The organism is Pseudonocardia sp. CA-142604, assembly GCF_050948475.1.
GTDB lineage: Bacteria > Actinomycetota > Actinomycetes > Mycobacteriales > Pseudonocardiaceae > Pseudonocardia > Pseudonocardia alaniniphila.
On record NZ_CP192045.1, the window covers coordinates 7,545,645 to 7,560,707 of the forward strand.

Consider the following 15,063-nt stretch of genomic DNA (forward strand, 5'->3'; position numbering starts at 1 on the left):
TGACCAAGAAGATGGGTCCCGCTCAAGCCGGCCAATCGAGGATCAATCAACCTCTTCATTGGCTGTCGGCTCTTCGTCCTCGACCAACTCTGGCGAAACTTCTTCAATCGTTCCCTCTAGCGGCCCAATGAGCTCCATTGCGACCTGCTGTAGCAACTCAGACCGCAGCCGAAGGAATTCGTCATAGTCATCCCGCAGCGCCGCATCAGCCGCCCCTGGAGGTATCAAGCACGTTGAAAGGCGATTGAAGAAACCTTGATCGCCAACATCCCTTCGAATTTCGCTCAAATATACAGATGGAGGCTTGGCGCTAATTTCGATGTTGCTCTTTGACGTGAGCATAACGATGTTGGCGAGCGAATTGAAGTCGCTTCGATCCCTAGATTTCATGTATGCCCGCGGGAAAACGTGATGGAATTCCTTCTCGTTATTCCAGGCAAGACTCTTTCCAATGTCAATCTTTTGACCATTGAGCAGGTCGACTGGTCCTCGATGCGCGAGCATCAATGCCAACATCTTGGAGGTCGCATTGTTCGACCGGAATGGTCGAACCTTCCAGATCCCTTCCTGGGGCACGATGGCCGGCGATGAGATAACGTCGACCTTGCCCGTCGCAAACTGGGAGAGGTTTTATAGTCGGTGGCCATATTTCCAGTGTTCCAGCCACCGAAATATCCAGAGAAGGTCGTGCGCCAGAACCAGTTCTTAATTGCTTGATACTGGGCCGGAGTGGGATGTGGCAGCTTCTCAAAGATGGCCGTAAGAACCGCGAACTGGTTCGTGTATGGTAGGGCCACCTCGCTAGGCACGCCGATTTCGGTAGCCAGGAAGTCGGCTGCGCGCTTCGCCGCCTCTGTCGCCGAATCGACCGCCGAAGCCAGCTGCGGCTTGGGAAGATCACGTAGGGAGTCCATGTTTTGCGACGAAAATCCGAAGCCAGCCGCTGCGGCAACGCAGCGAAGGGCCGTCTTCCGATCAACCGTACCAAATAGTTTCGGCTTAAGCGACTCCAGCAGAGAATCGATTCTCTCAACAAGATCGAATTCAGGGGTCCAGGTAGCAGCACGCATGAGGTCAACTACCGTCAGCTTGGTGCCCGTGCTATTAATGCGTTCGAATACTGGGCCGATATCATTGATTGGCATGTCGCCGAGCGTCACAGTCGCGGTTTGGTAGTCCGTGAAGCGATCGAAGAAGGCTTTCGCCTTTTCTTGAAGCTCAGGAGAAAGATTTGCAATCCGACTAAAGAAGTCCGACCCTTTTGTAAGATGGCGCGTGCGGATGATGTGTGGCGCCTGCTCATCCAACGTGTTCAGATGGAAAAACTTATCATTTCTGAGGTCATACGCAAGATTCCAGATACTTGTAGGATTGTCACCTACCCAGTAGAGAGCTCCACATATCGTCGAGAGTCGTTGCTGCCCGTCCAGAAGATAGTTGACCGGATAGCCTGGCGACCGGTCCGAAACCTTGAGATCGCCGATTGACCTCTCGCTCGCCAGCTCTTGCTTCGACTGCCAGAGTAAGAAGCTACCGATGGGGTAGTTCCGCCGCACAGAATCAAGCAAGTCGATAATCTGCGGCCTCTTCCAAACAAACTTGCGCTGGAATCGCGGAAGCAGGATGTCTCCTGCGAGGACACGAGAGGCGAGCTGCACGATGCGCTCGGGCGCCGGCCGCGGGTCGATGAATGGCGGGGCCGTTGACATATCCACCTCTGGCATAGGCGGAAGATATCGGACAGCGGCCGGGCAGACCACCCTGCCCCATCCCCGCGATCCTGGCCGACTCTTGGCGGGGTTGGGCAGTGTCAACCCGGAACCCCCGATCCCGCTACCCGACCACGACCCCGCTCGCGCTTTCCTGCTCGTCGTCACCACTGGCGGGATCGGGGCGCGCAGCGGGGTTGACGCTGTTCGGGCCCGCCGACACGATCGGCGGCCAGCGGGGATGACCTCGTCGTCACCACAGCTCCCTTGCCGGCGCATGGCCCGCGGCCCATAGGCGCGCGGCCGCCCGGGAGCGGAGCGGGAGGTAGCGGGCGCGCATGCCGTCCGGACGCGGTCCGGCCCCGTCCGCGGCAGGAGACGGCTTGATCCACACCGTCGAACAGACCACTGGCGCCATCCAGCAGACCCTCCACACCACCGAGATGCCCGACGGCGTGCTCTACGTGCCCTGCTGCGACCGCCGCGAGTCGGTTTGCCCACCCTGCGCCGAGACCGACCGCGCCGACACCTACCAACTCATCAAAGCCGGCCTAGTCGGCGGCAATGGCATCCCGGAATCCGTCGGCGGGCATCCCGCGGTGTTCGCCACCCTCACCGCGCCCTCCTTCGGCCCGGTCCACACCCGCGTGGTCAACCCACGCACCGGGAAGATCCGCCCCTGCCGCATGCGCCGCGACCTGAAACCCTGCCCACACGGCAAGCTGCTGGTCTGCACCCAACGCCACACCGAGAACGCCCCCTGCCTGGGCCGCCCGATCTGCCTGGACTGCTACGACCACGCCCACCACGTCGTCTGGAACGGCTGGGCCGGCGAACTCTGGCGCCGCACCACCATCACCCTGAGCCGGGCACTCCGGCCTCTCGAACGCACCCACGGGGTGAAGCTGCGCGTGAGCTACGGGAAGGTCGCCGAATACCAGCGTCGCGGGGTCGTGCACTTCCACGCCCTCATCCGGCTCGACCGCCTCGACGTCGACGACCGCGATGCGATACTTGCCCCACCCGAGGCCATCACGGCCGCTGATCTGGCCGAGCTCGTCGCCGCGATCACCACCACCGGGTTTCAGACACCCGAGTACGTCGACACCGGCCACACCTGGTCGATCCACTGGGGTTCCCAACTCGACGTCCGCCCCGTCAACGACGTGGGCACCGGCGAACTCACCTCCGAGGCCGTCGCCGCCTACCTCGCCAAGTACGCCACCAAGGCCACCGAAGCCACCGGGCTGCCCGCCACCGGGCGGATGACCGGCGAAGCCGCCGACCACTACAGCGACCCCAACACCCACCTCGGCCGCCTCGTCGCCTACGCCTGGCAACTCGGCACCCGCCCCGAGGACTGGACCAGCGACGAACAGAAGCAGGATTGGCACGACACCTACGGCCGGCTCCGTCGCTGGACACACATGCTCGGCTTCGGCGGCCACTTCGCCACAAAAAGCCAGCGCTACTCCACCACCCACAAGACCCTGCGCGCAGCGCGACGAGTCTGGCACCGGACTCAGCGGTCCGACTGGCGTTACCGCCACGACCAGGCCGGCCACCTCGAGGACGACGACACCACCCTGATCGTCTGCGACCTCACCTTGGCCGGGATCGGCTGGAACACCACAGGCGACGCCCAACTCGCCGCCGACGCCGCCGCACGCGCCCGCGAACACCACGCCCTCACCAAGCAGGAACGCACCACCGCATGACCACTTTTCCCACCACTAACGAGAGGAACTGAAATGCTGACGAAGGAACGGCTCTGGAGCGTGCGCGACGTGTCGGAGTACCTGGGGGTACCGGTCCAGACGCTTTATAGTGGCGGTCCCAGGGTTACGGGCCGACCGGGAAGCGGGTTGGTCGCTACGTGCGCTACCGGCCCGAAGACGTCCGGCGCTGGTTCGAGGCGCTACAGGACTGAGCGATGGGACGACCACCTCTACCTGTCGGAACGCACGGCAAGATCCGTACCGTCGCCCCGACCGGTGGCCGCACCTGGCGAGCCATCGCCAAATACCGCGATGAGGACGGACGGACTCGCCGCGTTGAACGCTACGGCCGGTCGGAAGCCGCTGCTATTCGCGAGCTGAATAAGGCATTGCGGGACCGCTCAGGACCCGACGTCGGCGAGATCAGCGGGGACACGCGGTTCAAGGTCATTGCTGATCTGTTCCTGACAGAGACCAAGCGTCGGAGGAAACCGACCACGTACGACACCTACGCCCTGCACATGCGCAAACCACGTGCTCCCGGCGTTCGGCGAGCTTCGCGTACGAGAGATCACCGTCGTGCGCATCGAGCGCTTCTTGCGGGCCTCCGAGTTGATCATGCAGGCCAACACCGTGCGGAGCATCCGCACCGTCGTGTCCGGCGTCCTCGGTCACGCAGCGCGGCTGGGCGCCATCCGGACGAGCCCAACTCGCGACGCGAGCCGCATCGAGGGTCAGAAGAAGGAGATCCGCGCGCTCACAGCAGCCGAGCGCGCTGACCTCATGGTCAAGCTGGACGCCGACGAGGTTGCGGAGAGCCACGACATCCCCGACCTCGTCGCGTTCCTTCTCGGTACGGGTTGTCGCATCGGCGAGGTCATCGCTCTGCAGGTTGACGCCATCGATTGGGAAGCGCGCACGATCTCGATCACCGGCAACGTGGTTCGTGTCCGCGGCGTCGGACTTGTCCGGCACAGCGGCAAGACGTTCTCGGCACGACGGGTGTTGCCGCTACCGGACTTCCTGATGGAGCTGATGGAGAAGCGGGGTGCGCGAGACGCGAGCCCAGAAGACCTGTTGTTCCCCAACACCCAGGAAGGCTGGCGCGACCCCCACAACACCGGGGCACGCCTTCGCGATGCCGTCCGCAGAGCCGGCTACGGCTGGGTGACGACACACGTGTTCCGCAAGACCGCAATCACTGTTCTGGACCATGCAGGGCTGACGGCTCGTGCCATCGCCGGCCACAGCGGTCATTCCCGACCCTCGATCACACAGGACGTCTACATGGACAGGCGGGCAGACGGGCGGCAGGCCGCCGACGCCCTCGACGCGGCCATGGGTTCGATGCGTCCGCAGAGTTTCGGGCGGCTAAAGGGTGGCGGTGATCTTGAGCATCGAACGTTCCACGGCTCTGACCAGCATGGTTAGTGGGGCGGGTGGGGCTCGAACCCACGACCTGACGGATTATGAGTCCGCTGCTCTGACCAGCTGAGCTACCGCCCCGTGAAGCCGAGGCTAGCGGCTCCCGGCCGGGTTGGTGGCAGCTGGGCCCGCAACGCCGGGAAGCCTGGCGTTCTGCCGTCGGCGCACAGCCTGCGCCTTCTTCTCCTGCAGGGACGCTACGACACTCGCCGCACGGAACGCATCGAACTGCAGAGAGTCTTACAGAGCCGACCATGCCCGCCGCGGGGACGCGACGACGGGGAGACACGTCGGCGGCCGAACACTGTCAGATACTGGTCCTATGACGGGCATGACGCCGAGCAGCCCTGGCGTCAGTAGACGCATGTCCCTGCAGGCGCGCACCGGAACGTCGCCGGAGCGGGCACTGCGGGCCGAACTCCACCGCCGTGGTCGACGGTTCCGCGTCGAGTTCAGGTTCGATGCGGCGGGGCTGCGGCGCCGCCGGGCCGACATCGTCTTCACCCGCCTGAAGGTGGCCGTGTTCGTGGACGGATGCTTCTGGCACCGCTGTCCGGAGCACGCGACCTACCCGAAGGCGAACCAGGACTGGTGGGCGGCCAAGCTGGCCGGCAACGTCGAGAGGGACCGCGATACGGACGACAAGCTGGGCCTTGCAGGATGGTCGGTGGTCAGGGTCTGGGAGCACGAGGCGACAGGGTCTGCTGCAGACCGCGTGGAGTCTGTCCTCGACACGCGCCTCGTTCGGGCCGGCCACACGGCTCGCGTCGTCACCCCATAGGGTGATCGCCTCGTGAGGTCACCAGTTGACCACGCGGGGTCACCGAGGGGCGGCACGTGGAGGACGAGGCGTGAGCGAGGACTTCTTCGTCGTGTTCGCGGGTTGGGCCCGTAAGCACGGCCTCGAAGAGGCATGCAGCAGATTTCGCTTGGTCCTCAGCGAACAGGTGTTGACCAGCTTCGTCGCCGAGTATCGACGTCGCATCGAGAACATCGAGAGCGACGACCCGCCCGTTCTGCACGGCCCGCGGGACCCTTGGTATCCGGGGCCGAACGACGCGAATGACCAGTACTGGCCAGAGCTGTACAAGCACTTCCGCGAGACGCTCGGCTGGAGCCAGGACCGCATCCGGCCTGTCGATCGCGCATCCAGCAAGGTCGTCGCCTACACCCCCCGACCGCAGCTCCCGCGCTGGGCGTCGAAAGGGCTCGTCGTCGGCTACGTGCAGAGCGGTAAGACGACGAACTTCACGTCGGTCATCGCGAAGGCAGCGGACGCCGGGTACAAGTTCGTGATCGTGCTGTCCGGCATCCACAACGGCCTGCGCCGGCAGACCCAGGAGCGGCTCGACGAGCAACTTCGCGACCTCGTGCCCACTGCGTGGCTGACACTCACCGACCAGGCCAACGACTTCCGGCCGCACGCCACTCCTTCGACCGCCCTGCTGCACAACCAGGAGTCGAAGGTCGCGCTGTGTGTGGTCAAGAAGAACAAGACTGTTCTGACCAAACTCGACGAGTGGCTCGAGGACGCCGCCCGCAAGCATGTGCTGGACGACGTGCCTGTCCTGGTGATCGACGACGAGGCCGACCAGGCGACCGTCGCCACGAACGCGATCAACCCGCTCATCCGGCAGATCCTGGGAAAGCTGCCGCGGTGCACCTACATCGGCTACACCGCGACACCGTTCGCCAACGTCCTGATCGCACCGGGCAAGGATGATCTCTACCCGGACAACTTCATTCTCAACCTGCCCAAGCCGGACGGCTACTTCGGCTCGGAGCGGATCTTCGGACGGGATGCGGTCGAGGGTGAGGAAGCATCGGGTGCCGACCTCGACGGCTACGACATGGTCCGCTTCATCGACGACGCCGAGCTGCCGAGCCTGCGCCCCGCAGGGCGAGCTGCCGCTGCGGGATTCCAGCCCGACATCACGGAGTCGCTGCTGGACGCGACGCACTGGTTCTGGTTGGCAACTGCCGCACGCCGAGCCAGGGGCGACGACGGGCATTCGACGATGCTCGTGCACACCTCGATGAAGATCGCGGTCCACGAAGCGTTCAAGGAACCGCTCGTCGATCTGCGGGACGATGCTGTGCGAAAGCTCCGCAGCGGGGATCCCGAGTTCCTGGCGACTCTGGAGGAGACGTGGACGAAGGAGACCCGCAAGGTCCCTGCCGCCTCGTTCCCCGGAGTCCGAGCGCTGTCGTTCGCCGAGGCGCTCGAACGCCTGCCCGAAGTGGTGGCGTCGACCAGGGTGGTGCTGGACAACTGCCGCAGTGACGACCGGCTCGAGTACGGCGGTCCACCGCAGGTGGCCATCGCCGTAGGCGGCAACACCCTCAGCCGGGGCCTGACGCTCGAGGGTCTCGTCGTCAGCTACTTCGTCCGCGCAGCTCAGGCCTACGACACCCTGCTGCAGATGGCCCGGTGGTTCGGATTCCGTCCCGGCTACGAGGATCTCCCGCGCATCTGGATGACCGGACAACTCGAGGCCTGGTTCCGTCATCTGGCGACCGTCGAGCACGAGATCAGGCTCGACATCGAGCGCTACGAGCAGCAGGGACTGACGCCTGGCGAGTTCGGTGTCCGGATCCGGACCCACCCCGTGCTCCGCGTGACCGCGAAGATGGGTGCAGCGATCCCGGCCTTCACCTCGTACGGCGGCCGTCGTATCCAGACCCGGTACTTCATCGAGAATGACACCGAATGGCTGCAGCACAACATCGACGCCGCTGACGAGCTCATCCGCGACACCCGTGCCGCAGGCGGGATCGGTGAGCCCTTGCCGCGTGGTGGACTGCTGTTCCGCGATGTGGCGGCCAACGTAGTCGAGCGCTTCCTTGGCCGGTACTCCAGCCATCGCGACTCGCCCGACCTCGACAGCACCCTGATGCTCAACTATGTGGGCAAAGAGCGCGAGGCGGGGAGTCTTCACCGCTGGAGCGTCGCGGTGATGGCGGCGGGCGAGAACAGCCACGGCTCCGTCCGTCTGGGTGGGCTCGACTTCAACCGGATCGCCCGCGCGAAACTTCGGGTCAGCGCGCCCGAACGCGCCGACATCAAGACCCTGATGTCGAAGGACCACCGCGTCGTCGACCTGGACATCGCTCCGGCCGCGGCACGAGCCATGAACGAGTCCGCACTCATGGACGCGAGGAATAACGACCCGGTGGCACGCAATCGGGCCCTGCTGCTGCTCTATCCGATCGACCCGAACTCGAAGCCGGATGCACAGAACCATGCGACGCGTCTTCCGCTGGAGGCGGCCACGGACGTCATCGGCATGGCTGTCGTGTTCCCCGGCAACGCCGAGTCCAAGGTCCGGACCACACACGTCACCGTCGACCTCTCGTCGGCCGAGGTCGAGACGCCGGACGAGGCCGAGTACGTCGAGCTGACCGGGCAGGAATCGCCGTGACGTCAAGCGTCGACTGGGCCGTGGAACTCGCTCACACCTGGCCGCTGCTCGAGACCGACGGACCCACGCGCATCTCCTCGGCACCGCTGCCGATCCCTGCAGGGCGCGGCAACGTGCGGATCGGCGTCGACGGGGGCGACGGACGTCATCTGCTCGTCCCGGTCGGGGACGAGGACGTTCGAACCGACGGCGTGGAGGGGGCGTTGACGGTACTGCTCAGGACGTACACGTTCCAAGGCACTCCGCTGCGGTACGTCGACGTCGTCTGCACGCGCCCGGATCTCGTCCATGCCTTCGACAACGTCCTCGTCGACATCCTGGGTCAGATCGAACACACACCCACCCCGGCGGGCACGACCGTGGAGGCGGTGTCCCGTTGGAGGGCGCTGCTCGCGACACGGCGGAGTGAAAAGCTCACGCTCACCGCGCAGATGTCGTTGTTCGCGGAGCTGACCGTCCTCGACCTCGTGACCGCGGGCGCCGAATTACCTGCCCGGTGGTGGCGAGGGCCGCGCCGGGAGCCGCACGACATCGTCACGCCCGACCGTGCCATCGAGGTCAAAGCCGTCGGGGCGACGTCGTCCACAGTGACTATTCACGGAGTCGATCAGCTTGACCCACCCGACCGGCCGTTGGCGCTGGTCGTCGCAGAGGTGAGTGAGGAGCCCGGCGGGCGCACCCTGCCGGAGCTGGTCGACGCCATCCTCTCCCGGGTCAACGACCGTGGCGAGGCGCTCTGGCTGCTGACCGCTGCCGGCTACGAGCGGGGTGAGTCCGAGCGCTACCAGGAGCGGTTCGTCGTCACCGGGATTGCTCATGTAGAGGTGTCGGAAGCGCTGCCGCGCATCGTCTCATCGTCTTTCGGACCGGGTGGCGTGCCGGTGGGCGTCACAAAGGTCGAGTACCGCCTGGCTATGGATGTGTTGGAGCCGCTTCTCACCCGTGGTGAGAAGGCGCTTCGTGTCTGGGCGGTCGGCTCGTGAGCCGCGCGTCGTGGTGGTCACAGCCCGTGGCAGCGGAAGGTTCGACCGCCTCCGAGGGCATCCGTAGGCAACTCGGTAAACCGCGCTTGGATCCGCTCGAGGTCCTCGTGCGCGAGACGGCTCAGAACACGTGTGACGCCGGACTGCCCGACCGCGAGATCGAGTACGCCGTCCGTTTGCGCACTCTGTCGGGTAACCAGTTCAACGCATGGCGGGACTTCCTGCTTCCGGAACCGACGTCCTCCCGGTTGGGTCTGGCGGACGCGATGGAGCGCGGCCCCTTGATCATGACGATCGCGGACCGCGGCACGACGGGTCTCGGAGGGCCGCTGCGTGCGGACGAGACACCCCACGAGGGTGAACGACCGGACTTCGTGAACTTCATCCGCAATGTCGGTGAGCGGAAGAATCTCGACCTGGGCGGCGGCTCGTACGGCTTCGGAAAGGGCATCCTCTACAACGTCAGCAGATGCCACATGATCGTCGCTGACAGCGTCTGTATCTTCCGAGGCACCCGACAGCGTCGCCTGATCGCTGCCGCGCTCGGAGACGGATACACGCACGACGGGCGCCGCTACACGGGCAGGCACTGGCTCGGCGTGCGCGAGGACGACGGGCATACCCGGCCACTGCTCGACGACGAGGCCGAGGAAATGGCGCAACGCTTGGGCCTCCCCCGGTTCGCCGACGGAGTGACAGGAACCACGATCGCCATCGTCGATGCCGATCTCGGCCGCCGACGTGAGGGCGATGAGCCGCGCGACGGGAACGACGCCGCCGAGTTCCTCGCGTCCACGATGCTGTGGAACCTCTGGCCGCGCATGCTGCGCGACCGTCCGGGGCGCCTGGTCTGTTCGGTGCGAAGTGATGGATTCCCCACGGAGGTGCCCGACCCCGAGACATCGATCGAGCTCGCACCGTTCGTCCAGGCCTACCGGCGGCTGTCGGAACCCGGTTCCTACCGCGTCCCTGTCCGGAAATCACCACCGACAGAGATAGGCCGCTTCGCCGTTGTCGACGCCATGGCTCCCATCCGCACCGGCTCGGTCATCGCCGCGGCGGCTCCGTTCACCGGTGCCGCCCACCACTGTGCTCGGATGCGGCAGGCCGACCTCGTCGTCGACTACTTCGAGGGCGAGTCGACCACCGACGAGTCCATTCAGTACGGCGCGGTGTTCCGCGCATCGACCGAGGCCGACGCCTTCTTCGCCGAGGCCGAGCCCCCGACCCACGACACCTGGGTGACCAACGGCCTCGGCGGCACTGCGTTGGGCGTGGTGCGGCTCGCCAACGCGTTCGTGCGCGAAGAGCTGCGCGACCGCGTTGCGAAGGGACGACCAGCCACGCCGGTGGGCAACATCCCTCTGGCGGCGCTGGCGTCGAAGCTCTCCGGGCTGCTCGCGGCCGACAGCGACGCAGCAGAGGCGTCGACAGGGTCGACACGCCCTGGGCTCACCACACGAGGAGGAGTGCGGCGTGATGTCCCGCGGTTCGTGGAAGGCCCGGAGCTCGTGGCGGCCGACGGCAGGGCTCTGATCCGCGGCCTGGTGCGGTTCCCCGACTGGACCGAGAGTCGCACCGTCGTTGCGCGACCGCGTGTCGTCGTCGACGGCGGGGTCGAGGATCCGGATGGTCGGCTGTCCTCGCCGGAGGTCGTCGGCTGGCGTTCCGTCGAAGCGGGAAGCCGGTGGTCGGGTGCCGCCATCGAGGTGGACCGCGACGACGAACGAACCTGGGAGCTGCTCGTCGCGCCTCCGCCGGATGCCGTAGTCCGCATCGACCTCGACGTACGAGCAACGCGCTCATGAGAGACGTCCGCCCCTACTTCGTCCCGCCCCTCGACAGCATCGACGCCTCTGACTGGCAGCGACTCGTCGACGTCGAGTGGGAGCCACTCGAGGCGTGGGTCGAGGAATGGGACTACCGCACGCATCTTCGTCTCCGGTCGAGCGTCGGCGTCCGCCTCACCGCGCTGCGATCCACGACCGGACTGATGGACGGCACTCCCCTTTTCTGGGCGCTGGGCTGGCGCGCCACCGAAAGCAGGCTCGTGAGCGATCCCGTCCTGTCCGAGGTTCTAGACGGCGACAACGCCCTCCAGCTGGAGGTTCCCCCTGATCGAGCCGGAGCGACGATCCTTCTGACCCGCAGGCTGGTCCTCGGGCGCAACCGTGTGCATGCCCGTTCGGGAGAGCCACGGTGGGCGGGCAGCGTGCTGTGGAGCGACGAGACCATGGTTCGCCTGACGGGTCACGGGTCCGCATTTCCCACCGAGATCGTCGATTTCCGGACGATCGGACGCGATCCCCGGGCGAGCTGGTACCTCGAGCTGCCCTCCTCCCCCGACGTCGCGGCGATGGGTTCCTTCCTTCTGCTGATCAATTCGGCCGACACAGTGCTCGTCGCCGCCGTCTCCGCAGGGCGGCGCACGTCGGAGGCGCATCGGGTGCTCAACGACACGATGTTCGAGGGCGTGGTCGAGGAGATCGTGCGCTGGGCAATCGCACGGTGGTCAGAGTTGTCGGACTGTGAAGCCGACTCCGCAGGCGCGAGCGCACGGATCCTGACCGGCCGCATCCTGCCCGACGCCGCACGCTGGACCGCTCCCGACGTCGACTCGATGGCTCTGAAGGCCGCTGTGATCGCTGGAGCACGCAGCATCGGATTCGGACGGCGGCTCTCATGACCCAGCTGTGGCCTCGGCTGGCCGCCGTCCCCGCACGCGTCCTGTACGACGAGCGGCGCAAGCTCGATATCGAACGACTCGTCGAACTCTCATCCCCGGAGCATCCCCGGCGCACCTACGCCGCCACGGGCGGGATCCGCGCCGGCGACCGCCAAGTACTCGACCTCGTGGCGGATCTGCGACGCACGGCAGCGGAGTTCGGTTACCCGGAACTCCCGTCGGACGACCGCAGCCGGATCGGCTTCGATCGTGCAGCTGCCGAGGTGCTGCACCTGCACATGCAGATCAACACTGTCGAGGGTGCGCACAACGAGGTGTGGAACTTCCTGGCCCTCGTCGCCGCCCCCGATATTGTGCGATGGCGCTGGTTCGACAGTGGGAACCCCGAGCGGTGGGTCTCATCCGACAGAACACGTCACATGTACGCCAGACTCTGGTGGCAAGCACTCACCTTCGTCGAGACCACACTGGATGGCCGTGCGGACTTCTCCCTGCTCCGCGCGCTGACCGAGCGGGACCTGAACCAGATCACGGAACGCCGCTCGATCGGCGGCGTGCCCCGTCTGGCCCGCGCAGTGGCCCGCCTGGCCCTCACGGACGGCGCGCACGACGCCGGCGGCTCGGAGCTGCTGCGACGGATCACCCCGCTTCTGCGGCGGCGGGTCATGTTCATCGACTTCTCGGCGCTCACGGACGAACAGATCGACGACCAGCTGCGTGCGCTCCGAGCAGAGATGCCTCCGACTCCACGGCAGGAGCAGCAGCCGCGATTGGATGGGCCGAGTGGTCCGACCACAGAAAGAACGCACCCGCGCACGGCTGCCGCGACGGCGAGTGCCCCGGCTTACCGTGTCGAAGTCCGTCCGGAGCGGGAAGATCCGACATCGAACGGATCCGGTGCACGAGGACGATCGACTGAGCCATCCATCGGTCTGACCCTGGTCGACGTGTGCGCAGGAGCCGGTGGTCTGGCTCTGGGTCTGGAGCAGGCCGGGTTCAGGCCCATGCTCCTGCTCGACAACCGTCCGGTCGCCTGTGACACCCTGCGCGCCAATCGCCCGGAATGGGACATCAGGGAGATGGATCTGCTCGATTTCGATGCGGCAGACCATCCACCGGCGCGCGATGTAGATCTGCTGTCGGCAGGGCTGCCCCGTGTACAGGCTGCCGCCACTGCCAACCGTGTTCGCGGCAGTGATCAGGAGATCGAACTGCTAAGAGCCACGATCAGTCTGATGCAGGACATGCAGCCGCGTGGACTTCTCGTCGACAACGTCCCGGGCTTGGCCACCAGGGATGAATTCGCACCTGTCCGGGCATTTGTCGGCGAGCAGCTCACCGATCTCGGTTACGAGTGCATATGGTTCGTGATCAACGCCGCGGAGCACGGAGTGCCTCAGGACCGACAGCACGGGGTCCTCGTCGCCCTCCGGAGCGAGGCGATGAGGGCTTTCGAGCCACCGGCGAGCGCCGCGGAGCCTCCGATCACGGTCGGCGAGGCACTGGGCGAGTCCATGGCAGCCCGAGGATGGCTGCAAGCAGGACAGTGGGCCGCGCACGCGAACCGGATCGCACCGACCCTCGTGGGCGGATCTTGGAAGCGAGGCGGGCCCGACCTCGGCCCGACCGGATCGAAACAGGCATGGGCGCGGCTGGGAGTCGACGGTGGAACCGTCGCCGACGTCCCTCCAGGCCCCGACTTCCACTGGGATCCTGAGCTCGGACGTCCGGGATTGGTTCCGCTCACGGTTGAGCAGGTAGTCAGGCTGCAGGGTTTCCCGGACGGCTGGACCCTCGCAGGGGGCAAGACCGCTCGATACCGACAGGTGGCGGAGGCTGCCCCGCCACCGATGGCATTGGCGCTGGGCCGGGCCGTCGCCGCGGCGCTGTCGGCCGGGTGAGTTCGATGGCCGAGAGTGGATCGATAGCATGCAGCCTCATGACGTCCGAGCAGTCGCACATTTGTTCGTCTGCTCGGACGAGCATGGTTGACCTCTTCGCGGGCCCGGGAGGCCTCGACGTCGCCGCGCACTGGCTCGGTGTGTCCGCACACGGCGTCGAGTGGGATGCCAACGCCTGCGCAACCCGTCGTGCGGCCGGACTCGGCACCACTCAGGGCGACGTGAGGAACTTCGGGCCGGCTCACTTCCCGGAGGCGACCGTCCTCGCAGGCGGGCCGCCCTGTCAGACCTTCACCGTCGCCGGGACGGGTGCGGGCCGTCGGGCGCTTGACCAGGTGCTCGCCCTGGTCAAGCGAATGGCGGCGGGCGAGAACATCAGCGCGACCCTGGCTGAACTCGACGATGAGCGAACAGGCTTGGTGCTCGAGCCGCTGCGCTGGGCTCTGTCTGCGGCAAATCTGGGTCGCCCCTACAAGGCCATCGTCCTCGAGCAGGTACCCGCCGTCCTTCCGGTGTGGAGCGCCGTGAGGGAAGCATTGGAAACCATCGGCTATCAGGCTGATCACGGCATTCTCCACACGGAGGAGTTCGGGGTGCCGCAGACGCGACGACGCGCCATCCTCATCGCAAGCCTCGACAGGAAACCACGACTCCCCCGTCCCACCCATCACCGGTTCCGTAAGGGCGTGCCGCGCGGGGAGGGAGGCGAAAAGCTGCTTCCCTGGGAGACGATGGAGGAAGCATTGAGCCGACCGGGTTCTTTCACCGTCATCTCCAACTATGGCACCGGAGGGGACCCGAAGGCTCGCGGTCGACGCCGATCCGACGAACCCGCAGCCACCGTGACCGGGAAGATCCGACGAAATCGTCTGGTTGGCGCATACGAGGAATCGGAGCGCTTCAGCTTGCACGAAGCCGGTCGGCTACAGACCTTCCCCATTGACTACCCGTGGTCGGGGAACGACATCGCCCAACAGATCGGCAATGCGATCCCACCACGTCTCGCGGCTCACGTCCTCGCCGAGGCCCTTGACCTGCCTCTCGACAGCAAAGTGCTCGACGCGGCCGTGAAAGCCTCGTGGCACGGTCCAAGCAGGCCACGCAGCGATGAACGAGGCGGGCCCGTGGATCTCGGGCAGGCGGCCGCGATGGCGCCCGCCGGCCGCTGACTTCATCGAGCCCGCGCTGCCGATCTGGAGCATGCTGAAGATCGCATCCG

General features: G+C 66.0%; 11 protein-coding genes and 1 tRNA gene. 9 read left to right on the plus strand and 3 right to left on the minus strand.

The genetic code is table 11. The features are described from left to right. Positions 1-42: 42 nt before the first annotated feature. Entirely contained in the window at positions 43-507 is a 465-nt protein-coding gene (locus tag ACQPZQ_RS34160; RefSeq protein WP_433287751.1) for a hypothetical protein, read from the minus strand. Beyond that, on the minus strand, positions 504-1,724 hold the full coding sequence (locus ACQPZQ_RS34165) for a GmrSD restriction endonuclease domain-containing protein (protein ID WP_433287752.1): 1,221 nt from the start codon (positions 1,722-1,724) through the stop codon (positions 504-506). The genes ACQPZQ_RS34160 and ACQPZQ_RS34165 overlap by 4 nt, the downstream gene beginning before the upstream one ends. A 368-nt stretch (positions 1,725-2,092) precedes the next feature. Between ACQPZQ_RS34165 and ACQPZQ_RS34170 the strand changes: the two genes are divergently transcribed. Both ACQPZQ_RS34170 and ACQPZQ_RS34175 read left to right on the plus strand, forming a co-directional pair. Next, a complete protein-coding gene (locus tag ACQPZQ_RS34170) occupies positions 2,093-3,427 on the plus strand; it encodes a replication initiator (RefSeq protein ID WP_433287754.1) in 1,335 nt (444 codons plus the stop codon). Positions 3,428-4,006: 579 nt separating this feature from the next. Next, entirely contained in the window at positions 4,007-4,858 is an 852-nt protein-coding gene (locus ACQPZQ_RS34175) for a site-specific integrase (RefSeq protein WP_433287756.1), read from the plus strand. Here ACQPZQ_RS34175 and ACQPZQ_RS34180 read toward each other — a convergent pair. Then, positions 4,859-4,933: transfer RNA gene (locus ACQPZQ_RS34180), tRNA-Ile, on the minus strand. Between the two features lie 283 nt (positions 4,934-5,216). On the opposite strand from ACQPZQ_RS34180, the gene ACQPZQ_RS34185 reads away from it, so the two are divergent. The 7 genes from ACQPZQ_RS34185 to ACQPZQ_RS34215 all read left to right on the plus strand — a co-directional run bounded on the left by ACQPZQ_RS34185 (position 5,217) and on the right by ACQPZQ_RS34215 (position 15,013). After that, a complete protein-coding gene (locus ACQPZQ_RS34185; protein WP_433287758.1) occupies positions 5,217-5,633 on the plus strand; it encodes a very short patch repair endonuclease in 417 nt (138 codons plus the stop codon). 70 nt (positions 5,634-5,703) lie between these two features. After that, positions 5,704-8,274, plus strand: a complete 2,571-nt coding sequence (locus tag ACQPZQ_RS34190) for a Z1 domain-containing protein (protein WP_433287760.1) — start codon at positions 5,704-5,706, stop codon at positions 8,272-8,274. Next, a complete protein-coding gene (locus tag ACQPZQ_RS34195; RefSeq protein ID WP_433287762.1) occupies positions 8,271-9,257 on the plus strand; it encodes a PD-(D/E)XK motif protein in 987 nt (328 codons plus the stop codon). The genes ACQPZQ_RS34190 and ACQPZQ_RS34195 overlap by 4 nt, the downstream gene beginning before the upstream one ends. Positions 9,258-9,343: 86 nt before the next feature. Next, positions 9,344-11,065, plus strand: coding sequence for a hypothetical protein (locus ACQPZQ_RS34200; protein ID WP_433287764.1), 1,722 nt, complete (start codon positions 9,344-9,346; stop codon positions 11,063-11,065). Further along, positions 11,062-11,943, plus strand: coding sequence for a hypothetical protein (locus ACQPZQ_RS34205; RefSeq protein WP_433287766.1), 882 nt, complete (start codon positions 11,062-11,064; stop codon positions 11,941-11,943). Before ACQPZQ_RS34200 ends, ACQPZQ_RS34205 begins: the two co-directional genes overlap by 4 nt. Beyond that, complete coding sequence (locus ACQPZQ_RS34210) at positions 11,940-13,844, plus strand: DNA cytosine methyltransferase (protein WP_433287768.1); 1,905 nt, start codon at positions 11,940-11,942, stop codon at positions 13,842-13,844. Before ACQPZQ_RS34205 ends, ACQPZQ_RS34210 begins: the two co-directional genes overlap by 4 nt. Positions 13,845-13,882: 38 nt before the next feature. Further along, the gene (locus ACQPZQ_RS34215) at positions 13,883-15,013 is read left to right on the plus strand and encodes a DNA cytosine methyltransferase (RefSeq protein ID WP_433287770.1); all 1,131 of its coding nucleotides are present in this window, start codon (positions 13,883-13,885) and stop codon (positions 15,011-15,013) included. The last annotated feature ends 50 nt before the right edge of the window (positions 15,014-15,063 follow it).

Bases quoted from the DNA above. Each gene is read 5' to 3' on its own strand.
- ACQPZQ_RS34165 (WP_433287752.1), bottom strand. From the start codon at position 1,724: ATGCCAGAGGTGGATATGTCAACGGCCCCGCCATTCATCGACCCGCGG.
- ACQPZQ_RS34185 (WP_433287758.1), top strand. From the start codon at position 5,217: ATGTCCCTGCAGGCGCGCACCGGAACGTCGCCGGAGCGGGCACTGCGG.
- ACQPZQ_RS34205 (WP_433287766.1), top strand. From the start codon at position 11,062: ATGAGAGACGTCCGCCCCTACTTCGTCCCGCCCCTCGACAGCATCGAC.
- ACQPZQ_RS34210 (WP_433287768.1), top strand. From the start codon at position 11,940: ATGACCCAGCTGTGGCCTCGGCTGGCCGCCGTCCCCGCACGCGTCCTG.
- ACQPZQ_RS34215 (WP_433287770.1), top strand. From the start codon at position 13,883: ATGACGTCCGAGCAGTCGCACATTTGTTCGTCTGCTCGGACGAGCATG.